The 19,584-nt window shown below is 50.9% G+C and carries 24 protein-coding genes and 1 pseudogene; 8 read left to right on the forward strand and 17 right to left on the reverse strand.

Going from position 1 to position 19,584, the window contains the following annotated elements; all coding sequences use genetic code 11:
• Positions 1-24: 24 nt before the first annotated feature.
• The 4 genes from P0D43_RS09130 to P0D43_RS09145 all read right to left on the reverse strand — a co-directional run bounded on the left by P0D43_RS09130 (position 25) and on the right by P0D43_RS09145 (position 3,298).
• Complete coding sequence (locus tag P0D43_RS09130) at positions 25-486, reverse strand: hypothetical protein (RefSeq protein ID WP_159568727.1); 462 nt, start codon at positions 484-486, stop codon at positions 25-27.
• Positions 487-620: 134 nt separating this feature from the next.
• On the reverse strand, positions 621-1,196 hold the full coding sequence (locus P0D43_RS09135) for a glycine zipper 2TM domain-containing protein (RefSeq protein ID WP_341237280.1): 576 nt from the start codon (positions 1,194-1,196) through the stop codon (positions 621-623).
• Between the two features lie 69 nt (positions 1,197-1,265).
• A complete protein-coding gene (locus P0D43_RS09140; protein WP_341237279.1) occupies positions 1,266-2,441 on the reverse strand; it encodes a VWA domain-containing protein in 1,176 nt (391 codons plus the stop codon).
• A gap of 14 nt (positions 2,442-2,455) precedes the next feature.
• On the reverse strand, positions 2,456-3,298 hold the full coding sequence (locus tag P0D43_RS09145; protein WP_159568724.1) for a MoxR family ATPase: 843 nt from the start codon (positions 3,296-3,298) through the stop codon (positions 2,456-2,458).
• Positions 3,299-3,604: 306 nt separating this feature from the next.
• On the opposite strand from P0D43_RS09145, the gene P0D43_RS09150 reads away from it, so the two are divergent.
• A complete protein-coding gene (locus P0D43_RS09150) occupies positions 3,605-3,868 on the forward strand; it encodes a c-type cytochrome (RefSeq protein WP_236550839.1) in 264 nt (87 codons plus the stop codon).
• A 22-nt stretch (positions 3,869-3,890) separates the two neighbouring features.
• Complete coding sequence (locus tag P0D43_RS09155) at positions 3,891-4,223, forward strand: cytochrome c (RefSeq protein ID WP_159568723.1); 333 nt, start codon at positions 3,891-3,893, stop codon at positions 4,221-4,223.
• A 98-nt stretch (positions 4,224-4,321) separates the two neighbouring features.
• Here P0D43_RS09155 and P0D43_RS09160 read toward each other — a convergent pair whose 3' ends face one another.
• The 7 genes from P0D43_RS09160 to fdxA form a co-directional block, all read right to left on the reverse strand.
• Positions 4,322-4,756, reverse strand: coding sequence for a DUF1841 family protein (locus tag P0D43_RS09160; RefSeq protein ID WP_159568722.1), 435 nt, complete (start codon positions 4,754-4,756; stop codon positions 4,322-4,324).
• A gap of 17 nt (positions 4,757-4,773) precedes the next feature.
• Entirely contained in the window at positions 4,774-5,871 is a 1,098-nt protein-coding gene (locus tag P0D43_RS09165) for a hypothetical protein (RefSeq protein ID WP_159568721.1), read from the reverse strand.
• Positions 5,868-6,500, reverse strand: a complete 633-nt coding sequence (gene nth / locus P0D43_RS09170) for an endonuclease III (RefSeq protein WP_394672251.1) — start codon at positions 6,498-6,500, stop codon at positions 5,868-5,870. The genes P0D43_RS09165 and nth overlap by 4 nt, the downstream gene beginning before the upstream one ends.
• A complete protein-coding gene (locus P0D43_RS09175) occupies positions 6,497-7,138 on the reverse strand; it encodes an RnfABCDGE type electron transport complex subunit B (protein WP_394672252.1) in 642 nt (213 codons plus the stop codon). The genes nth and P0D43_RS09175 overlap by 4 nt, the downstream gene beginning before the upstream one ends.
• The gene (locus P0D43_RS09180; protein ID WP_341237277.1) at positions 7,131-8,366 is read right to left on the reverse strand and encodes a polyhydroxyalkanoate depolymerase; all 1,236 of its coding nucleotides are present in this window, start codon (positions 8,364-8,366) and stop codon (positions 7,131-7,133) included. The genes P0D43_RS09175 and P0D43_RS09180 overlap by 8 nt, the downstream gene beginning before the upstream one ends.
• A 114-nt stretch (positions 8,367-8,480) precedes the next feature.
• The gene (locus P0D43_RS09185; protein ID WP_159568717.1) at positions 8,481-9,287 is read right to left on the reverse strand and encodes a ferredoxin--NADP reductase; all 807 of its coding nucleotides are present in this window, start codon (positions 9,285-9,287) and stop codon (positions 8,481-8,483) included.
• A 33-nt stretch (positions 9,288-9,320) separates the two neighbouring features.
• Positions 9,321-9,644, reverse strand: coding sequence for a ferredoxin FdxA (gene fdxA, locus P0D43_RS09190; RefSeq protein WP_394672253.1), 324 nt, complete (start codon positions 9,642-9,644; stop codon positions 9,321-9,323).
• A gap of 203 nt (positions 9,645-9,847) precedes the next feature.
• Between fdxA and P0D43_RS09195 the strand changes: the two genes are divergently transcribed.
• Genes P0D43_RS09195 through P0D43_RS09205 form a run of 3 tightly spaced genes read left to right on the forward strand, consistent with a single transcriptional unit; the run spans position 9,848 to position 11,990 of the window.
• The gene (locus P0D43_RS09195; protein ID WP_236550800.1) at positions 9,848-10,534 is read left to right on the forward strand and encodes a lactate utilization protein C; all 687 of its coding nucleotides are present in this window, start codon (positions 9,848-9,850) and stop codon (positions 10,532-10,534) included.
• A gap of 2 nt (positions 10,535-10,536) precedes the next feature.
• Positions 10,537-11,664: a TRAP transporter substrate-binding protein gene (locus tag P0D43_RS09200; protein WP_159568715.1), complete on the forward strand. Its 1,128-nt coding sequence runs from the start codon at positions 10,537-10,539 to the stop codon at positions 11,662-11,664.
• 50 nt (positions 11,665-11,714) lie between these two features.
• Complete coding sequence (locus P0D43_RS09205; protein ID WP_159568714.1) at positions 11,715-11,990, forward strand: polyhydroxyalkanoic acid system family protein; 276 nt, start codon at positions 11,715-11,717, stop codon at positions 11,988-11,990.
• Positions 11,991-12,009: 19 nt separating this feature from the next.
• Here the strand turns inward: P0D43_RS09205 and P0D43_RS09210 are convergent, their stop codons facing one another.
• Positions 12,010-12,972, reverse strand: a complete 963-nt coding sequence (locus P0D43_RS09210) for an SDR family NAD(P)-dependent oxidoreductase (protein ID WP_341237275.1) — start codon at positions 12,970-12,972, stop codon at positions 12,010-12,012.
• On the opposite strand from P0D43_RS09210, the pseudogene P0D43_RS09215 reads away from it, so the two are divergent.
• Positions 12,964-13,986 (forward strand): annotated as a pseudogene (locus P0D43_RS09215) (CDP-6-deoxy-delta-3,4-glucoseen reductase). The gene P0D43_RS09210 and the pseudogene P0D43_RS09215 sit on opposite strands and share 9 nt — an antisense overlap.
• A gap of 12 nt (positions 13,987-13,998) precedes the next feature.
• Here P0D43_RS09215 and P0D43_RS09220 read toward each other — a convergent pair.
• From P0D43_RS09220 to P0D43_RS09235, 4 genes are read right to left on the reverse strand one after another with little or no spacing between them, the layout of a single operon-like run.
• On the reverse strand, positions 13,999-14,739 hold the full coding sequence (locus P0D43_RS09220) for an ABC transporter ATP-binding protein (RefSeq protein ID WP_394672254.1): 741 nt from the start codon (positions 14,737-14,739) through the stop codon (positions 13,999-14,001).
• Positions 14,732-15,505, reverse strand: coding sequence for an ABC transporter ATP-binding protein (locus tag P0D43_RS09225; protein ID WP_159568710.1), 774 nt, complete (start codon positions 15,503-15,505; stop codon positions 14,732-14,734). Before P0D43_RS09225 ends, P0D43_RS09220 begins: the two co-directional genes overlap by 8 nt.
• Positions 15,502-16,575 (reverse strand): ABC transporter ATP-binding protein, encoded by a 1,074-nt coding sequence (locus tag P0D43_RS09230; RefSeq protein ID WP_394672255.1) that lies wholly within the window; start codon positions 16,573-16,575, stop codon positions 15,502-15,504. Before P0D43_RS09230 ends, P0D43_RS09225 begins: the two co-directional genes overlap by 4 nt.
• Complete coding sequence (locus P0D43_RS09235) at positions 16,572-17,537, reverse strand: branched-chain amino acid ABC transporter permease (RefSeq protein ID WP_341237271.1); 966 nt, start codon at positions 17,535-17,537, stop codon at positions 16,572-16,574. The genes P0D43_RS09230 and P0D43_RS09235 overlap by 4 nt, the downstream gene beginning before the upstream one ends.
• 168 nt (positions 17,538-17,705) lie before the next feature.
• On the opposite strand from P0D43_RS09235, the gene P0D43_RS09240 reads away from it, so the two are divergent.
• The gene (locus tag P0D43_RS09240) at positions 17,706-18,860 is read left to right on the forward strand and encodes a branched-chain amino acid ABC transporter substrate-binding protein (protein ID WP_394672256.1); all 1,155 of its coding nucleotides are present in this window, start codon (positions 17,706-17,708) and stop codon (positions 18,858-18,860) included.
• Positions 18,861-18,930: 70 nt separating this feature from the next.
• Here P0D43_RS09240 and P0D43_RS09245 read toward each other — a convergent pair whose 3' ends face one another.
• On the reverse strand, positions 18,931-19,239 hold the full coding sequence (locus tag P0D43_RS09245; protein ID WP_159568707.1) for a c-type cytochrome: 309 nt from the start codon (positions 19,237-19,239) through the stop codon (positions 18,931-18,933).
• Positions 19,240-19,331: 92 nt separating this feature from the next.
• Here P0D43_RS09245 and P0D43_RS09250 point away from each other — a divergent pair, with 92 nt between their 5' ends.
• Complete coding sequence (locus P0D43_RS09250; RefSeq protein ID WP_159568706.1) at positions 19,332-19,583, forward strand: TIGR04438 family Trp-rich protein; 252 nt, start codon at positions 19,332-19,334, stop codon at positions 19,581-19,583.
• The last annotated feature ends 1 nt before the right edge of the window (position 19,584 follow it).

A 19,584-nucleotide genomic window follows, 5' to 3' on the forward strand; every position in this document is an offset into this window, starting at 1 on the left:
CAGGTTTGGCTGCTTGATTCTGCTTTAATGGCTCAGTGGCTGGGGCTGACTATTCAGTGCCCAGCCCAGCCTGCTTTGCAGGGCATTGGCCAGGTACAGTGATTGTTCAAAAAATCGCTGAACATACTTCAAATCAGCCTGTGTGACCAAAGTTTCTTGCCACCTTAACTGAAATTCAGCCTTGTGCCGGTCTTCCCACATGTAAGCGGGAAGGCGGACACGTTCCATCAGCGCATTGAACTGGCTGCATTCCTTTCGGATCCCCTCCAGATCGCAGTGTTCATCCTGTTCCATCACTCTGTGAATACAGGTAATTTCCATCATGCCTTGTTCGATCTGCTTGATTTCAAGCCAGGCATTGGGCGAACTTGACATGAGCTTCACGGGGTAGTTGTTCACTTGCTTGTCCTCATGATAGGGGCTTTTAAGTTGTCCCACCCAGGCGGCCAGGGCCTTGATTAAATCGGGGTCATGCAGTGCTGTCATGTAGAGGTTCCATTCAAGGGGGAATTTGAATTGAGTGCCTCAGAGTTTCAACTGGTTCCACAACAGACTATTGAAACGAAAAAGGTCACCCATCGCTGGGTGACCAAACAAATCCTGTAAACAGATGAGCGGGTTTACAGGCTAGAGGTGATCTGACCGTTCACAACTTTCACACGGTCACCAGACTGCCAGTTGGGAGCGCTGCTAAAGCTGAATACGTCTGAACCGCCAGCGTCGTACTGAACCACTACATCGTATTGCGTAGTCGAATTACGGTCTTTTTCAATTTTGTTGCCCAGCACAGCACCGCCGACTACACCAGCCGCTGTCGCCACTTTTTTGCCGCTACCGCCGCCAATTTGATTGCCCAGCAGGCCGCCCACCACACCGCCTGCTACAGCACCGATACCGGAGCCTTCACCTTGAACGGTACGCTGGCGAATTTCAACAACCCGACCACACGTGTTACAAGTGGCGGCTGCTTTTGTTGGGGCTGGTTTGGATGCTGCTTTCTTGGCAGCCGCCTCTTGCTTGGCTTTCGCTTCTTCTTCCAGACGTGCTTTTTCTTCCATCTGGGCTATTTCCTGATCGCTCATGTTGGCGTTGCTGCTGGGGAGCAGGCCGGTCATGGAGGCAATTGCGATACCGGCGGCCAAAATAATGGCAACGGCGGCAGTAATGATCAGGGGGTGAGTACGTTTGATTTCCATTTTCTTTCTCCACACGAAATGTGTATGTGCTGCTAATAACGGGGAGGGTCAGAAAAAGGAATACAAGGATTACTTACTAAGGTATCGCATTGCAGTTTCAAGCCCACCGACCGTGAGGGGGTGCATGCGGTGTTCCATGATATTTTGAATGATTTCAACGCTTTGGCGATATTGCCAAAGCCCTTCGGGTTCCGGATTAAGCCAGACGGCTTTCGGAAATCGATCAAGAAAACGACGCAACCACACTGCGCCAGCTTCCTTGTTATTGTACTCCACCGAGCCCCCCGGTTGCAGGATTTCGTATGGGCTCATTGTGGCGTCGCCCACGAATATCAGGCGGTAATCGCTGTTGTAGGTGCGCAGTATGTCGTGGGTCTGAAAGCGTTCACTGTGGCGGCGGTGGTTCTTTTTCCACAAAAAGTCATAGACACAGTTGTGGAAGTAATAAAACTCCAGGTGCTTGAATTCGCTTTTTGCTGCGCTGAATAATTCTTCTGTGCGCCGAATGTGGTCGTCCATCGATCCGCCCACGTCGAGCAGCATCAGTACTTTCACAGAATTGTGTCGCTCGGGGCGCATTTTTAAATCCAGCCAGCCCGCGTTTCGCGCAGTGGATTCAATGGTGTTGTCCAGATCCAGTTCTTCTTGTGCACCTTCACGCGCAAATCTGCGCAGTCGGCGAAGCGCTATTTTGATATTGCGGGTGCCAATTTCCAGTTCATCGTCGTAATCCTGGTACAGGCGCTGATCCCAAACTTTCACGGCACGGCGGTTGCGGCTCTCATCTTGTCCAATTCGAACACCCTCAGGATTAAAGCCGTTGTTGCCGAAAGGCGAGGTGCCGCCAGAACCAATCCACTTGCTACCGCCTTCATGGCGTTCCTTTTGCTCTTTCAGCAGCTCTTTCAAGCGCTCCATCAGCTTGTCCAGCCCGCCCATGGCTTCAATGGCTGCCATTTCTTCGGGCGTGAACTCGCGATTGAACCGCTTTTCAAGCCAGTCCTTGGGCAATTGAGCGAACAAATCCATGTTCTTTTCAAGCCCTTTGAAATAGCTGCCAAACACTTGATCAAACCGATCGAAAAAGCGTTCATCTTTTACTAGCGTGAGGCGGGACAAATGGTAGAAGTTGTCCAGGCTGGGCGTCATAAACTGCGCCTTCATCCCTTCAAGCAGGGTGAGGTATTCCCGCACGGTGACGGGAATCTTGGCGTCGCGAAGTTGAAAGAAAAAATCCAGTAACACAGCAAAAGCCTTAATTAGCGACCCTGGCGGGCCATGAACACCAAGCGATTGAACAGTTCAACGTCTTGCTCGTTTTTCAGCAATGCGCCGTGCATGGGGGGTATGGCTTCTTTGCCGTCTTTGGCTTGCAAGGCACTGGCTGGAATGTCTTCGGCCAGTAAAAGGCGCAGCCAATCAATCAACTCGGATGTGGTGGGTTTTTTCTTCAAGCCGGGCAGGGCACGAATGCCAAAGAAGCTGGCCATGGCCGCATCCAGCAACTCTTTCTTCAAATTCTTGAAGTGAACCGCCACAATGCTTTCCATGGTGGCTTTGTCCGGAAACTGAATGTAGTGGAAAAAGCAGCGGCGCAGGAACGCGTCTGGCAACTCTTTTTCGTTGTTCGATGTGATGATCACGATGGGGCGGTGCTTGGCCTTGATCAACTGCTTGGTTTCGTAGCAAAAGAATTCCATGCGGTCAATTTCACGCAGCAAGTCGTTTGGAAACTCAATGTCGGCCTTGTCGATTTCATCAATCAGCAGCACCACAGGTTTGTCACTCTCGAAGGCTTGCCACAACACGCCTTTCACAATGTAGTTTGCGATGTCCTTGACACGTTCTTCGCCCAGTTGCGAATCGCGCAGGCGACTAACCGCGTCGTATTCATACAAGCCTTGTTGTGCTTTCGTGGTGGATTTAATGTGCCACTGCATCAACTCCAGGCCCAGTGATTCAGCCACTTCCTCGGCCAACAGGGTTTTGCCAGTGCCGGGCTCACCCTTGATCAGCAAGGGGCGCTGCAAAGTAATTGCCGCATTGACTGCCAGTTTCAAATCGTCGGTTGCGACGTAGGTTTTGCTACCTTCAAAACGCATTTTTGTAATTCCTTGTAATTCAATATCGCCAGTGTAAGTGCTTTTTGGGGCTTATTTGCTGAATTTTTCATCCAATTTGGTGCTTTCGACTCGCTGTTCGTAGACTAAGTGCCCGATCAACCGTAAAATAGCAAGGTTTTTGCCCAGCGCCACCCATTACACAATATGGCGCGGCTGACCACCAATTACATTTGTTGACGAGAGAGCGAGATGAAACGTATCGGTTTGACTGTTCGCGCAATGCGCGCAATGAGCGCAATCGGCGCAACCGGCCTGTTGGCTGCGGTGGCTTTTGCTACCCCCGCAATGGCTGTCGAAGGCAACGCCGAGGCAGCGGCATCGAAGAAGTCCATGTGCATTGGCTGCCATGGTATTCCCGGTTACAAAGCCAGCTTCCCCGAGGTGTACAGCGTGCCCTATATTGCAGGCCAGAACGCAAAGTACATTGAAGCCGCGTTGATCGCCTACAAAAAAGGCGACCGCAAGCACCCCACCATGCGCGGAATTGCTGAAACGTTGACCGAACAAGACATCGCTGACCTGGCTGCGTACTACGCACAAGCCAAGTGATTTGCAACAAGGACCACTCAATATGAAAACTACATTCGCTATCGCTGCAGCCTTGTTTGCAGCATCATTTTCAGTTCAGGCGGCAGACATTGCCGCTGGCAAAGCCAAGGCCGAAGCCCAGTGCGCGGCTTGTCACGCTGTTGAAGGCAACTGGAACAAAACCATGGATCCTTCTTACCCCAAGCTTGCTGGTCAGCACGCGGACTACATTGCAAACACCTTGAAGCAGTATCAGAAGGGCGGACGCAATAATGCAATTATGGTGGGTATGGCTGCTGGTCTGAGCCAGCAAGACATCAATGATCTGTCAGCTTTCTTTGCCTCAGTTGAAGGTGATTTGTACCTGAAAAAGTAAATTGGTCTTTCGGGTTTCACCAAACCTGAAACATCATGAAACCCGCTTCAAGCTTCTCGGCTTAGGCGGGTTTTTTATTGGGTAGTTCGATTGGGCGGTTAAACTCCGCTGTGCTCAAGAATGCACTGAATGTAGTTTTCGCTGCTGAATGCGACGCCGTTTTTTTGCTGCTGATAAATTTGTTCAGCCAAACACTCAAACACCTGGTGGGCCGCTTTGTGGTCATCGCCCATTTTCTCGCACAATTTGACGAAGGCTGCCCGAATACCAGGCGGTTGATCAATACTGACTTGCTCGGCCACTGCCAGGTGCATGGACAGGTGCAGAAACGGATTGCTTTGGCCTGCCTCTACCGAGAAGTCCGCAGCAAGAATAGCCTCGGGCTCAGTGTCAAAAATTTCAAAGTATTCGGGGTGTTTGGTCATCCATTGCAAAGCCAGGCTTTCCGCCTCACTCAATGGTTCTTCCTTGTGGTATTTCTTCCAGCTGTTCAAGAAAAACAGTCGTGCTTGGTCGCGTGTGGGGTTGAACATGAAAGGGGCACCTCGTTTTATTGCATCTGTGGGCTATTAAACAGGCACAGACTGAGTCGATTGTTTCTTGGGGGCGTAACTACCGTGCCACCCTGGTTTAGCCATGCTGCTTGACCAAAAACACCAATCCATTCGGTAATCGGGAAATGGGTCAATACTGTGGCAATGTCGTTGTCGTCAGCGTGGCACATTTGGCTGCGCTCAAAACCAGCGAAAAGAATACCCACCTGCGGTGCCTGGTTGTCGAAATGCGCATTGACCGTGGGCATCCATTCGTGAATTTCCCGGTCAATCGCCTTGGGCGTTCTGTGGGCCAAGCGCACTTTTTGCCCTTTTAGTACGGGTGCAGCCAGTCCCAAAGTGCCGTCAGCATGAATTTCCATCACGGGTATCCAGCTTTCGCCTTTTTCGTGAACTACTTGCAAGCGCATACCCACGGGGCGGGGTTGTTCGTTTGGGCATTGAAGCGCTGTGGCAGCCTTTTCATTGCCCACACGAATCAGGAAAAGACCATTGCTTTCCGTCACCGTTTGATAGGGCCCCAGAAAGGTGAGTCCTTCTGAATTCAGAACCAAGGGGTTTTGTACCAATAACTGCGTTGCGCATATGGCTTCGCCGCTAAGGCGACCATGTTCAACACGCGGCATTTTCGCGTAATTTGCGCCGTACGACAACAAACCCAGGGTGTCGGCCTGTACTACGCTTGATTCTGGTTCGAAATCGGCCAGTGTCCAGTGGTCGGTCAGCACTTGCTCGTGCTCAACCATACACAGGTTCAATGCCGCATGCCCGGTCGGAATGTTGTCTTGCGGGGTTTCAAATTCTTTCCCAAACACTGCAACCAGAACGGTGGGTTCGTTGCTGTATACGCGGCCTTGACCCAACAAACCGGAGGCACAGCCACCCCAAACATTCATACAGTTGGTTTTGCTGACACACAGTTGTGCAAGATCTTGTAACAGAGGGGCGAAATGGGGTGTGCACAAAAGAATAACCCGGCTGATATAGTCGGAGTGCCGGCGTAAGCCCGCCTTTTCCACTGCGTCTTCAATCAGCGTAGCCGCGTCCTCAAGCCTGACCTCGGTAAACACTTGAACGCAAATTGCGTGGCTCATGTTGTTTTCTTTTTGAATTCGCACAAGTCCACGATACTACAACGAGTGCATTCCGGTTTGCGTGCTTTGCACACATAGCGTCCATGCAAAATCAGCCAGTGGTGTGCATTTAGCATGAATTCTTGTGGCACCAGCTTTAGCAGGCGTTTTTCAACTTCAAGTACGTCTTTTCCGGGGGCAATTCCAGTGCGGTTGCTGATCCTGAAAATATGCGTATCGACCGCCATGGTGGGTTGTCCAAATGCGGTATTGAGCACCACGTTGGCGGTTTTTCGACCCACACCAGGCAATCTTTCAAGTGCTTCCCGGTCCGCAGGTACCTCGCCATTGTGCTCGTCTCGCAAAATTTTGGCTGTTTGCACAAGGTGCTTGGCTTTTGATCGAAAAAGACCAATGGTCTTAATGTAATCCTCTACGCCCGCAACACCCAACGCTGCAATCGCCGCTGGTGTGTTGGCGACCGCAAACAGCTTGCGCGTAGCAATGTTCACACCTTTGTCCGTGGCTTGTGCACTCAGTAAAACCGCAGCAAGTAATTCAAACGCGGTTGAATATTCAAGCTCGGTTTTTGGTTCCGGGTTGGTCTGCTGAAAACGTTTAAAAATCTCGGTGCGTTTTTCTTTGTTCATGATGATTGTGTCTGTCGCCGTGCCCGCGCCCTGGCCAGCGCGGCCTGTACTACCGCTTTCTTCGCAGCAGCATCAGGGCTGGGGATGTCATCGAGTTCGTCCAGTTTGTGAATTGCCTTGGCTTCGAGTCTTTCCGACTGCTCGTCTTTTTGACGCATCAAGCGTATTTCCCCGGTCTGCATTCGCGCACGGGCCGCATGCGCCTGGGTTTGATCCCAAGCGCTGAATGCCGGTATGAACACCATGTCGATGCAGTCAACCGGACAGGGAGGAATGCACAGCTCACAGCCCGTGCAGAGTTCAGCCAAGACCGCATGCCTGCGTTTGCTGCTGCCAACGATGGCATCAACTGGGCACGCCTTGATGCACAAGGTGCAGCCAATGCAATGCTGGGGGTTGATGCTCGCAATGTGTCGCTCAATGGTTGAGCCGCAGTTGGGGTCTACAGGTTTTTCTGGAAGATTGAGAAGTGCAGACAATGCCGCAATGGTGGTCTCGCCGCCTGGGGGGCAACGGTTCAGGTCAGCCTCTTGTCGGGCCAAGGCATTGGCATAAGGCAAGCAGCCCTCAAACCCGCATTGTGTGCATTGGGTTTGAGGAAGTAGATCGTCTATCTGTTGTACAAGTTGCTCATGCATTCTTGGCTATGAATTCGCGGATTTTCGGGTAAACCTTTTCACGCCAACGGCGACCGCTGAAGATACCATAGTGTCCGCACTCCATGGCTTCGTAATGCTCTTTCTTGTCCGCAGGCAGGTTTTTACACAGCTTGAGTGCGGCTTTGGTTTGGCCTGGGCCTGAAATGTCATCGAGCTCGCCTTCAATGGTCAGCAGGGCAACGGTTTTTACATCTTCCGGTTTTACGTGGTGACCTCGAACTTCCCAGGTGCCCAGCGGCAAAGCATGGTCCTGGAATACGGTTTTGATGGTGTCCAGGTAGTATTCAGCCGGCATGTCCAGCACGGCATTGTATTCATCATAAAACTGGCGGTGGCTCTCAGCGCTTTCGCCATCACCCTCAACCAGGTGCATGTAAAAGTCGTAATGACTTTGCGTGTGTTTGTCGGGGTTCATGCTGACAAAGCCCAAGTGCTGTAAAAAGCCGGGGTACACGCGGCGCAGGTAGCCAGGGTAGGTGTGTGGCACGCTGTAAATCACATTGTTTTCAAACCAGGAGTAGGGCTTTTTCATGGCCAGGTTGTTCACTTCCGTGGGGCTTTCGCGGGTGTCAATCGGGCCGCCCATCATGGTCATGCTTTTGGCTTGTTTGGGGTCTTTGTTCGACGCCATCAGCGAGACCGCAGCCATAACCGGCACGGTGGGTTGGCACACTGAAATCAAATGTACATCGGGACCCAGCAACTGAATGAATTCGATGCAGTAATGTACATAGTCATCGAGGTGGAACTCACCTTCGGACAGGGGCACCATGCGGGCATCTACCCAATCGGTGATGAATACATCGTGGTCTTGCAACAGGGTTTTGACTGTGTCGCGCAGCAAGGTGGAGTGGTGGCCCGACAACGGCGCAAACACCAAAACCTTGGGCTGGGCTTTGAGGGGTCTGGATTCAGCAGGGATCATTTTCCGGAAATGGATCAGCTTGCAGAAAGGTTTGGTTTCAACGATTTCCTGGGCAATCGACACTTCACGGTCGCCGCATTTGACAGTGGTGATTCCGAAGTCGGGTTTTTCGTACTCTTTGCCCAAACGGTACATCAGCTCGAAACCAGCGGAAATTCGACGTGCCATCGGCAAATGGGCCAATGGGCTGAACGGGTTGCTGTACAGCTTGGAGCCAGCTTCGGCCCAGATGGTCATTGGGTTGAGTAGTGCGCGCTGGAATTCGTGCATTTGATACAGCATGGGGTGCCTCCGGCTTTATTAGGCGATTGTCATGGTTTGACAATGATGTGTCAGGGTACTAAAGATTATCGTGCAAACATTGTTGCATTGCAACATGTTTGAGTGATTCTTCGATTACCAGTAGTTTTCAACGGCAATTTCACCAGGGCTGTTTCGGCGTGCAGGGGAATAGCCTTTTGATTTCAATACTTTACGAATATCGGTGACCATCTCGGGGTTGCCACAAATCATGAAACGACTGCGTTCAATGTTGATGGGTAAACCAGTATATTCGGTCAAGGCACCTTGTTCCAGTAGCGTGGTAATTCGCTCGCTCAAACAGTTGTGGACTTTTTCACGGGTAACCACCGGCACATAAACAAACCGTTTTTTGACGTTGTCAATTAGTTCACTGAGCACTGGGTGTTCAACAAAACCATTGATCATCTCTTGATAGACCAGTTCTTCGGCTGTGCGGGCGCTGTGAACCAGCACAATGTTTTCAAACTGTTCCCAAGTGTGTGGGTCGTGAAGAATCGAAAGAAATGGTGCCAGGCCAGTACCTGATCCCAACAGCCAAAGGTCGTTGCCGGTTTCGAATCGTGCCGTGGTGAGGAAACCAAAGTTGGTTTTGTCGATGTAGATGGGAGATCCCACCTGAAGCTGGCTTAGGTGGCTTGTGAAAGCACCGTCGGGAACGACAATTGAGAAAAACTCGAGATGTTCATCAAACGGGCCCGACACCATGGAGTAGGCCCGCCAGATGATTTCAGGTTCGCCCGGCAATTGCAGGGTGTTGTCTACGCCCAGCCTTGCGAATTGCCCCGCGGTGAAGCGAAAGCCCGCTGGCCGGCTACAAGTGAAGGAAAACAATTTGCCCGGCACCCAGACACGTACGCTGGTAATTGTTTCCCGGGTGTATTTGTCTTCAACTTCACTCATTGAACTACTCGATTAGAACTGGCTCGAGGTTGATTATTTCTCAAGGTATTGCAACTTGTCTTGGACGTCTTTCCAGTCATCGGCGTCGGGCAGGTGCGCTTTCATGCGCGTGATACTTGGCCAGTCTTTGGCCAGCTCCACGTTCATGTCAATGAACTTGACCTGATCAGCGGGTACGTCTTCTTCGGCATAGATCGCATTGACAGGGCATTCAGGAATACAAACAGCACAATCGATGCATTCGTCGGGATCGATCACCAAAAAATTGGGACCTTCGCGGAAACAGTCGACTGGGCAAACATCCACACAATCGGTGTATTTGCATTTAATACAAGACTCGGTAACTACGTGTGTCATGGTGAAAATGATTGGTTAAGCAAGATAACAAGTCATTGTAATCGATTGGGCTGCATTGCACCTGAACCTCCGCTCGAATTTACCAATTGGCATGGGGCATACCCTAGGGGCGATTGCGGCGTGCTTTTTCTATAATGATTGTCACGAATACCTGTGTTGGGTAATAACTACTCGCGGCTTCGAGCCGCACTTAAAGGTGTACTTTGAGCCAATCTTTCAATGACGATGATCTGGATACCTCCGCGGCGCGGTCAGAAATTCTGAATCGGATTCGCAGCCTTCAATCCCGGCCTGAAACGATGCACGACAATGAAATGACTCTGGCCAAGAGTTATATGACCCGAAAAACCCGAGGCCCGGCACCCAGCCCGGTTGAACACGTGGTTGCCCTGTTTGAGGAAAAATCCAGGGCGATGCTGTGTACGGTGCAACGGGTAAAGTCTCTTGGCGAGGTGACTCAAGCTTGCGCTTCTTACCTTGCCGAGAATGAATTAGCCGGTACCGTTGCCATTTGGCCAGCATTGAATGAACTTGACTGGTCGGTTTTGCCGCATGAGAAGCGCCTTGGCGCACCCACCGGTGACGACTTGATTGGTATCAGCGCAGTGGCCTGTGCGGTGGCTGAAACCGGTACGCTGGTGTTTGCCAGCAAAGTAGATGAACCCGCAAGTACACACCTTTTGCCTGAAACACACATTGCAATTGTTCGTGATGACCAAGTGGTGCACACCATGGAAGATGCATTTGAGCTTTTGCGAAAAGAAGGGCGTGTCATGCCACGTGCGCTGAATTTTGTGTCTGGCCCATCGCGCACGGCAGACATTGAGCAAACAATTGTTTTGGGTGCCCATGGCCCCTATCGAGTGCATCTTATTCTGGTCGGTAAATAAGTATGCGCGACGATTCCCGGCGACGTTTTGTACAAAAGGCTTTGGTGGCAGGCGCTGCAGGAGCCATGGCGGCCCCTGTGCTTGCCCAGTCAGCGGCTTCGGTCAAAACAGCAAAGCCAATTGTGTTCAAGTTTCAGAGCACCTGGCCCACCAAAGACATTTTCAATGAGTTTGCCCAAGACTTTGCCAAAAAGGTGAACGACATGTCGGGCGGCGAGCTGCGTATCGATGTGTACCCCACCAACAGCATCGTGAAAGCGTTCGGTATTCAAAATGCCGTGCACAAGGGGCAGCTCGACGGCGGTCACGGAGTCCCCACCTATTGGCACGATCGCCATGCGGCGTTTTCCCTGTTTGGAAGTGGCCCGAGCTTCGGTATGAGTTCGAACCAGATTCTGGCCTGGTTTCAGTACGGTGGCGGTCAACAGCTCTACGACGAGTTGGTTCAAAAAGAAATGAACCTGAACATTCAGGGCTTTATGTACGGGCCTTTGACACCACAACCTTTGGGGTGGTTTAAAAATCGCATCGAGAGCATCAAGGATCTCGACAAAATGCGTTTTCGGGCTGTGGGGCTTGCAGCTGAGGTATTCAAAGAACTTGGCTTGATCACCACGGCCTTGCAACCTGCAGACATTGTGCCCTGGCTGGACAAAGGTTTGATTGATGCTGCGGAGTTCAACAACCCCAGTTCAGACCGCGCCCTGGGTTTTCCCAGCGTGTCTTCGGTGTGCATGATTCGCAGCTTTCATCAAAGCAGTGAAGTGTTTGAGGTTATTTTCAATAAACAGCGTTTTGACAGTTTGCCCTTTGCCATGCGTTCCATTATTCGGTACGCCTTGCAGGCCTCGTCAGCCGATCTAAGCTGGAAGGCCTCCGACCGGTTTTCAACTGACTACGAGGAAATGCGCCGCAAGCAGGGTGTTCGGTATTACGTCACACCCGATGATATTTTGAAGGCGCAGTTGACCGCGTGGCGTAAAATTATCGCCAGGGAATCGGCCAACAGTCGAATTTTCAAACGAATTATTGATTCTCAAATGCGCTTTGCCAAGCGAGTTGTGGGCTTTGAGAATGATCTGACACCTTCATCTAAAATGGCGTTCGATTTTTGGTTCTCTACCGTGTGAACTCGCGCTGGGTTAATATGCGGCTATAACACCTTCAAGAGTGAGCCGATATGTCTGATATTCATGCCCGCAAAGCACACAATTTAACCCTGGAAGAAGCCAGGCAAACTGCCCAAAAATTGGCTGATCAACTGCAAAAAGAATTCCAGCTGGATAGCCAATGGCAGGGCAACACCCTGAATTTCACGCGCTCTGGTGTGAAGGGCAAGCTTGATGTCACTGACAAAGACGTGACCGTTGATATTTCCCTGGGCTTTATGTTGAAAGCATTCAAGGGGAAAATTCAGGCTGAAATCGACAAAAATATCGACAAAATGTTTGCCTGAAAAAGCAGTTGACGTTCACTCAGGATTTCACGGCGAGAAAGTCGGCCACGCTGGGATAGCGCAGGCGGAATCCCAGTTTTCTCTGGTTCATTGATTCAATACGCCGTGATTCCGACATGAAGCTCCACATCATGGGGCTGACCATTTGTTTCACTTCTGCCCTTGAATAGCGGGGTGGGCGTGGCAGTTGAAATGCGTCGGCCACCAAGTCAAAGTAGTCTCCCATTTTGCTGGGTTTGGAATCGCAAGCGTTCAGTACCTCAAATACACCACCCTTGTAGTTTACCCAGCGGCTTAAACGGCCCAAATCCAGTTCGTGAATGTGGTTGGACCATGCGTCTTCATCGGGCAGCAAGGCGGGTGTGCCATTTTTAATTCGATCGATTGGCAAGCGGTTGTCACCATAAATACCCGGGGCACGAAGCAGGTGAACATGTACGCCAAGTTTTAAACCCATTCGCAGTTGTTGCTCGGCATGGACTCGCCGTTTGGCCCTGTCCGATTGTGCATTCAACGGTGTGTATTCGTTGATCCATTGCCCTTGCGCATTACCGTAAACGCCGGTTGTTGATACATAGCTAATGCGCGGTGCAGGTTTGTTGTACGCCTTTGCGCGCGTGGCGGCCCACAAAATCAGTTTCTTCAGTGTGTTGTCTGTTTGTATAGTCGAGTTGGGTGGTGCCATCCAGATAATTCGGTGCCCCAGCGCGATCAAACGCAGCAGCGAGCTTTTTGAATTCAGGTCAATGGCCAGTGGGCGAGCCTTGTGTGCCAAGATGGCGGCACGCTTTGCCTCAGTCTCCGCCCCAGGGCGATAAGTCGCTGTAAAATGTTGATCTGGAAAGGTTTGCAACAAGACCAAACCCACTTGCCCGCAGCCTGCAACGCTCACATTGCTTTGCCTGAAGCGACGGGGCAAACTGCGTTTGAAAAATAGCCCATCGGGTTTGTCGATGTCACGGAAAGTAGTTTGATGATTCACAACGTAGAAATTCTTCCCAGTCAAAAACAGTATGAATGCGAGTCTGATGACACTTTGTTGTCGGCAGCACTGCGCGCAAATGTCATTTTGCCATATGGCTGCAAAGACGGCGCATGTGGATCGTGCAAGGCTGATTTGATTGAAGGCCAGGTGGATTACGGCACCTACCAGTCGCGTGCGTTAAGCGAAGAAGAGCGCGTGCGCGGAAAAGTACTCACCTGCTGTGCAAAGCCCTTGAGCCCGGTGAAGTTGAAGGTACGAGAACTTTCCGGTTTGGGTGATATACCCATTAAAAAAATGCCTTGCCGTTTGCAAAGTATCGAGAAACCCGCGACCGATGTGGCTGTTCTCAAATTGCAATTGCCCGCCAATGAGGTGCTGCAATTCAATGCGGGGCAGTACATTGAGTTCATGTTGCGTGACGGGTCTCGCCGCAGCTATTCCTTGGCCAATGCGCCGTATCAGGAAGGTGGTATCGAGCTGCACATTCGACACATGCCAGGCGGTTTGTTCACTGATCGTGTATTCAGCACGATGAAAGAACGAGAGATTTTGCGTTTTGAAGGACCATTCGGTACATTTTTCTTGCGTGATGATTCTACAAAACCAGTGGTTCTGCTTGCCAGCGGTACTGGCTTTGCCCCCATTAAATCATTGCTTGAACAGGCTTTCTTTAAAAACAATACGCGCGACTTCGTATTGTATTGGGGGGCGCGAACCAAGGCAGATTTGTACATGCTGGATTTGCCAATGCAATGGACTGCCGAGTATTCAAATTTCAAATTTGTTCCTGTGCTTTCCGATGCCACTGCCGATTGCAACTGGGCAGGAAGAACCGGGTTTGTGCACCAGGCAGTGATTCAAGACTTTCCTGATTTGAGTGGGCACCAGGTGTATGCCTGCGGCGCACCCATTGTGATCGAGTCGGCCTAGCGTGATTTCACTGCGCAATGTGGCTTGCCCGACGATGAGTTTTACGCCGACTCATTTACGTCCATGGCCGATGCACAATAAATTCACTTCGATTTATTGCGACACTTGTCCCAGATAAGTTTCACGAATTCTGGGGTCATTGATCAACTCACTGGCCAGGCCCTCGTATTCGATCAAGCCTGAGTCCATCACGTAAGCGCGGTTGGCAAGTTGCAAGGCAATGTGCGCATTCTGCTCCACCAGCAAAATTGTCATGCCTTCACGGTGCACCTGTTCAATGACTTCAAAAATTTTCTCGACCATCAAGGGGGCCAGGCCCATGCTGGGCTCGTCCAGTAACAGTAACTTGGGTTTTCCAATTAAGGCGCGGGCCACCGCCAGCATTTGTTGCTCTCCGCCGCTCAAGGTTCCCGCGGATTGTTTCAGTCGTTCCTTGATGCGTGGGAACAGAGTCAGCATTTTCTCGAGATCAGCAAGAATTTGTGCCTTGGGTACACCGGCCTGAAGGCGTGTGTTGGCGCCCAGTTCAAGATTCTCAAGTACTGTCATTCGGGTAAAAATTCCTCGACCCTCGGGTACCAGGGCCAATCCGTTGGGCAGCCTTTGGTGCGCAGGCAGGGTTGTCAGGTCGATCGTTTCATTGAATCTGGCAGTGAGGGCTTGAAATGGCAGAAGGCCTGCAATGGCTTTCATGGTCGAGGTTTTGCCTGCTCCATTGCAACCGATCAGGCACACCAGTTCCCCCTGCTGTACCTGAAAACTTAAACCTTTGACCGCTTGAATACCGCCATAGGCCACTGTAAGGCCTTGAATGTGGAGCATGGCTTCAGCCATGGTGAAGCCCTCCCAAATAGGCTTCAATCACGGCAGGGTTCTGCTGGACTTGTACTGGTGTACCTTGGGCGATGACTTTGCCGTAGTCGAGCACAGTCACCTGATCACAAATGCCCATGACCAGTTTGACATCGTGTTCGATCAGCAATATCGATTTCCCGTCCTCTCGAATTTGAAGCAATAGCTCACGCAGTTTCAATTTCTCGCTTGCATTCATGCCCGCGGCTGGTTCATCCAGAGCAAGCAGTGCGGGTTCGCTGGCCAAGGCCCGTGCTATTTCCAGGCGTCGCTGATCGCCGTAGGACAATTGCCCCGCAAGGTGATTGCCGTAAGCGCCAATGCCAACGTAATTTAACCAATGCTCGGCCCGTTGTTGAATGTGTTGTTCCTCACGGCGCTGCGCCGGGGTGCGAAGCACCGCACCCAATACACCTTGACGTGTTTTGCCGTGCATCCCTACCGCTATATTTTCAAGCGCCGTCATGCTTTTGAACAAGCGGATGTTTTGAAAGGTCCGTGCCAGCCCCATACGCGCAATCACATGGGGTGAAGCTGGTTTGTAGACTTTTCCCTTAAATGCCAGCTGGCCGCCATCGGGCATATACAACCCTGTGATCAAGTTAAAACAGGTGGTTTTGCCAGCCCCGTTCGGACCGATCAGTCCGACAACTTCCCCTGCCTGAATGCTCAAGCTGACATCATCGACAGCTGCAATGCCGCCGAAACTTTTCTTAAGGTGAGTGGCGCTAAACAAAGTTGTGCTCATTTGCGTTGTGGCCAAAGCCCCTCAGGGCGATACAGCATTACCAAGACCATGGTGAGGCCGTAAATTAGAGAGCGCAGAATTTCTGCATCCAACAGCACGGTGCCAAATAAAAACTCTTGAACAGGGGTAACCACTTGTCGAAGAATTTCAGGGAAACCAGCCAGCAACAATGCGCCTAAAACTACACCTGGAATGTGGCCCATGCCACCCAGTACCACCATGCAAAGCACAATGATCGATTCCATCAAGCCAAAAGATTCCGGGCTGACAAAGCCCTGGAAGGCAGAGAACATGGCACCCGCAACACCACCAAACGAGGCACCCAGCGCAAAGGCCAACAGCTTCATGTTGCGGGTGTTGATGCCCATGGATTTTGCTGCGGTTTCGTCGTCTCGAATCGCTGTCCATGCGCGGCCAATTCGACTGTGTTGCAGGCGCATGCACACCACGATGATGATCAGCGTGAGTGCCAGAAACAAGTAGTAGTAAAGGTGAAGTGCTGGCACATCGATGCCGAAAATATCGACCGTGCGTGAAAAGCGAACACCTGCTATTTGAACAGGCTCAATCATGTTGATGCCCTGCGGACCATTGGTAATGTTGACAGGTGCATTCAGGTTATTCAAAAAGAGTCGAACGATTTCGCCAAACCCCAAGGTAACAATTGCCAGGTAGTCGCCCCGCAGTCGAAGCGTGGGGGCACCGAGCAGCACACCGAAAATTGCAGCGATCAATGCACCCAAGGGAATCATCAGCCAGATCGAAAGATGCAGGCCTTCTGGAAACAGCGCGGCAATGGTTTCGAAGTTATCCGTTAAATGGGGAGAGGCGAGCAAACCGTAAACATAAGCGCCTACTGCATAAAAAGCGATGTAACCCAGATCGAGTAACCCGGCAAAGCCAACCACGATATTCAGGCCCAAGGCCAGCATCACATATAGCAATGCAATGTTCAGGATGCGAACCCAGCTGTTACCAATTAAACCTGCTACCCAAGGCAAAGCAGCCAGTGCGATTGCAACCAGCAAAAATCCAATGATTTGTTGATGGCGGTTGGACAATTTGCTCATGCGCGATCCGACACCCTTTCGCCCAACAGACCGGATGGTCGAAGGGTGAGCACCAAAATCAACACGGCAAAGGCAAAAATATCCTGATAGTGAGAACCCAGAAAGCCGCCGGTTAATTGGCCCAAATAACCGGCACCAAGGCTTTCGACAATTCCCAAAAGCAGACCACCCAACATGGCGCCATAGATGTTGCCAATGCCGCCAAGTACTGCAGCCGTGAAGGCTTTTAGCCCAGGTAAAAAGCCCATGTAAAAATGGGCCACTGAATAATTGGCTGCCACCATGACACCGGCTACACCCGCCAAAGCTGCACCAATGACGAAGGTTGCGGCGATCACTGAATTTGCGTTGATTCCCATAAGACCGGCCAGTTGCGGATTCTCGGATGTGGCACGCATGGCCTTGCCCAGACGGGTTTTGTTCACTGTGTAGGTAAGGCCAAACATAAGCGCAGCCGACACCACAACAATAAGAAGTTGCACGGGGGTGATGGAAACAATCCTTTCATAATCGCTTTCTGCGATTGGTGCAAAGGTGTGTAAAACGATGGGGTCTGTGGGTAAGGTGGCTGGAAATATCAGGTAATTGCGCCCCCAAATAATCATGGCGAGAGTTTGCAAAATAATTGATACGCCGATTGCAGAAATTAAAGGGGCAAGGCGTGGTGCATTTCTTAAGGGACGGTACGCAAAGCGTTCAATTAAGAAGCTGACCAACATGCACACGGGCACTGCGCACAGTACGCCTACCAGGAAAAGTATCCAGCCAGGCGTTTCTGGAAATATGCCGACAAACACAGTAATGGCGCTGAAAGCGACCATGGCGCCGATCATGACGACTTCGCCATGTGCAAAATTGATCAAGCCCAATACGCCGTAAACCATGGTGTATCCAAGTGCCACCAAGGCATAAATACTGCCCAGCACCAAGCCGTTGATCAGTTGTTGCGCAAAAATATCCATGTACGCCAAAGCAGTTGAAATAAGGTGTGTCGGAAAAAGAATAGAGCAATTCGCGCGAAAGTACTGCGAAATTTTTCAGAAAGAAGTCAGTTAATTGACAGGCAAACCAATTACCGGTTTAGATGCTACATTGCATAAATCAATCATAAAAATAAGTTGGAGGTGGTCATGAACCTTTCCCGTTCCCGGCATTTGAAACAAGCCGTGTTGCTTGCACCCTTGTTACTGACGTTTACAGGTGGTATGGCCAGCGCCAAGGAAGTGTTGGTCAAGATTGGGCACATTGCACCGCTTTCCGGTCCGCAGGCGCACTATGGCAAAGACAACGAATCGGGCGCAAGGTTGGCAATTGACGATTTGAACAAAATGAAAATTCAGTTGGATGGCGGTACTGCCAAATTTCAGCTGATTGCAGAAGATGATGCCGCCGACCCGAAAACCGGTGCAATTGTGGCGCAAAAATTGTGCGACATGAAGGTCAATGGAATTGTCGGGCATTTAAACAGTGGCACTACAATTCCGGCTTCCCGTATTTACTACGATTGCGGCATTCCGCAAATTACTCCTTCGGCTACCACGCCAAAAATCACAAAACAGGGTTTTGAGTCTGTATTCAGGGTAATTGCGCACGATGGCGTATTGGGGGTTGCCTTGGCGAAATACGCGGTCGACGAGATGAAGGCAAAGCGCGTGGTGGTGATCGATGACCGCACGGGTTACGGGCAACCTTTGGCTGATATTTTCACCAAGCAACTGGAGGCCAAAGGCATCAAAGTACTTGGGCGGCATTACACCAATGACAGGGCCACTGACTTTGCAGCCATTCTTACTTCGGTCAAACGCGTGAATCCTGACGTGATCTTTTATGGTGGTATGGATGCGCAGGCAGGGCCCATGCTGCGCCAAATGAAGCAACTGTCCATCAAGGCCAAGTTAATTGGTGGCGACGGTATTTGCACGGCTGAATTGATGCGTTTGGGCGGAGACAACGTGGGCTCCAATGTATTGTGCGCCGAGGGCGGTATGGCCTTGAGCAAAATGCCGGGTGGCCCTGCATTTGAAAAGCGATTCAAGGCCCAATTCAAGACTGACATTCAGGTGTATGCGCCGTTTGTCTACGATGCAGTAATGACCATGGGCATGGCCATGAAAAATGCAAAGTCAGCAGATCCGAAAAAATATTTACCGAAGCTGAAAGACATACGTTACGACGGTGTAATTGGTACCATTGCCTTTGACGAAGTGGGCGATGTGCTAAACGCTGCGGTCACCTTGAATTCGTATGGTCCTCAAGGCAAGTTTCCTGTGAAAGTGGTGAACTGATTCGTGCACGCCAAATAAAAAAAGCCAAGGCGCAACACCTTGGCTTTTTTAAGATACACCGGAGAACTTCTTACAGAGTCAGTACCCAGGCCGCCAATTTCTTGGCTTCTTCTTCAGTTACGTTTTGAGCGGGCATGGGAACTGGACCCCAGGCACCCTTGGTACCATTTTTAATTTTACCGGCCAGCATTGCTTCTGCACCTGCTTGACCTTTGTACTTGGCAGCCACGTCTTTAAACGCTGGGCCAACTACTTTTTTCTGAACTTGGTGGCAGGCCAAGCAGGCTTTGCTCTTGGCCAATGCTTCATCGGCGCTGGCAGACAACGGTAGAGCAACCATGGTGGCTGCAATTGCCAAGACACCCATTTGCTTGATCATACTGAACTCCTCACTTTGTTACAGTTATCACATTAATAACGTCTCGGGCGTCATTTTGGCAGACAACACGGTTGTTTGTCATGTGAAACAGCATGGTTTTTATCCTTCTGGGCATCCTTTTGCTCACAATGAAACTTGGCGGTGTACATCCTGTTAGCAATTGGGAATGGTTTTCCATTGCGGTGCCTTTTCTCATGGCAATTTGTTGGTTTGAGTTTTTTGAGCCCTGGCTTGGTTTGGATGTTCGTCGACAACAATTCAGGATGCGCCAGTTGGAGGCAAGAATAAGGCATTTTCAAAACAAAAAACCCCGACGCCAGCGCCGGGGTTTTCCGTTTAGATAAA

Source organism: Limnobacter sp. (assembly GCF_043511195.1).
Lineage (GTDB): Bacteria > Pseudomonadota > Gammaproteobacteria > Burkholderiales > Burkholderiaceae_B > Limnobacter.

Bases quoted from the DNA above. Each gene is read 5' to 3' on its own strand.
- nth (WP_394672251.1), bottom strand. From the start codon at position 6,500: ATGAACAAAGAAAAACGCACCGAGATTTTTAAACGTTTTCAGCAGACC.
- P0D43_RS09235 (WP_341237271.1), bottom strand. From the start codon at position 17,537: ATGGATATTTTTGCGCAACAACTGATCAACGGCTTGGTGCTGGGCAGT.
- P0D43_RS09185 (WP_159568717.1), bottom strand. From the start codon at position 9,287: ATGAGTGAAGTTGAAGACAAATACACCCGGGAAACAATTACCAGCGTA.
- P0D43_RS09250 (WP_159568706.1), top strand. From the start codon at position 19,332: ATGGTTTTTATCCTTCTGGGCATCCTTTTGCTCACAATGAAACTTGGC.
- P0D43_RS09200 (WP_159568715.1), top strand. From the start codon at position 10,537: ATGCGCGACGATTCCCGGCGACGTTTTGTACAAAAGGCTTTGGTGGCA.
- P0D43_RS09155 (WP_159568723.1), top strand. From the start codon at position 3,891: ATGAAAACTACATTCGCTATCGCTGCAGCCTTGTTTGCAGCATCATTT.
- P0D43_RS09175 (WP_394672252.1), bottom strand. From the start codon at position 7,138: ATGCATGAGCAACTTGTACAACAGATAGACGATCTACTTCCTCAAACC.
- P0D43_RS09240 (WP_394672256.1), top strand. From the start codon at position 17,706: ATGAACCTTTCCCGTTCCCGGCATTTGAAACAAGCCGTGTTGCTTGCA.
- P0D43_RS09165 (WP_159568721.1), bottom strand. From the start codon at position 5,871: ATGAGCCACGCAATTTGCGTTCAAGTGTTTACCGAGGTCAGGCTTGAG.
- P0D43_RS09180 (WP_341237277.1), bottom strand. From the start codon at position 8,366: ATGCTGTATCAAATGCACGAATTCCAGCGCGCACTACTCAACCCAATG.
- fdxA (WP_394672253.1), bottom strand. From the start codon at position 9,644: ATGACACACGTAGTTACCGAGTCTTGTATTAAATGCAAATACACCGAT.
- P0D43_RS09135 (WP_341237280.1), bottom strand. From the start codon at position 1,196: ATGGAAATCAAACGTACTCACCCCCTGATCATTACTGCCGCCGTTGCC.
- P0D43_RS09245 (WP_159568707.1), bottom strand. From the start codon at position 19,239: ATGATCAAGCAAATGGGTGTCTTGGCAATTGCAGCCACCATGGTTGCT.
- P0D43_RS09220 (WP_394672254.1), bottom strand. From the start codon at position 14,739: ATGGCTGAAGCCATGCTCCACATTCAAGGCCTTACAGTGGCCTATGGC.
- P0D43_RS09205 (WP_159568714.1), top strand. From the start codon at position 11,715: ATGTCTGATATTCATGCCCGCAAAGCACACAATTTAACCCTGGAAGAA.
- P0D43_RS09130 (WP_159568727.1), bottom strand. From the start codon at position 486: ATGACAGCACTGCATGACCCCGATTTAATCAAGGCCCTGGCCGCCTGG.
- P0D43_RS09225 (WP_159568710.1), bottom strand. From the start codon at position 15,505: ATGAGCACAACTTTGTTTAGCGCCACTCACCTTAAGAAAAGTTTCGGC.
- P0D43_RS09145 (WP_159568724.1), bottom strand. From the start codon at position 3,298: ATGCGTTTTGAAGGTAGCAAAACCTACGTCGCAACCGACGATTTGAAA.
- P0D43_RS09160 (WP_159568722.1), bottom strand. From the start codon at position 4,756: ATGTTCAACCCCACACGCGACCAAGCACGACTGTTTTTCTTGAACAGC.
- P0D43_RS09150 (WP_236550839.1), top strand. From the start codon at position 3,605: ATGGCTGTCGAAGGCAACGCCGAGGCAGCGGCATCGAAGAAGTCCATG.
- P0D43_RS09230 (WP_394672255.1), bottom strand. From the start codon at position 16,575: ATGAGCAAATTGTCCAACCGCCATCAACAAATCATTGGATTTTTGCTG.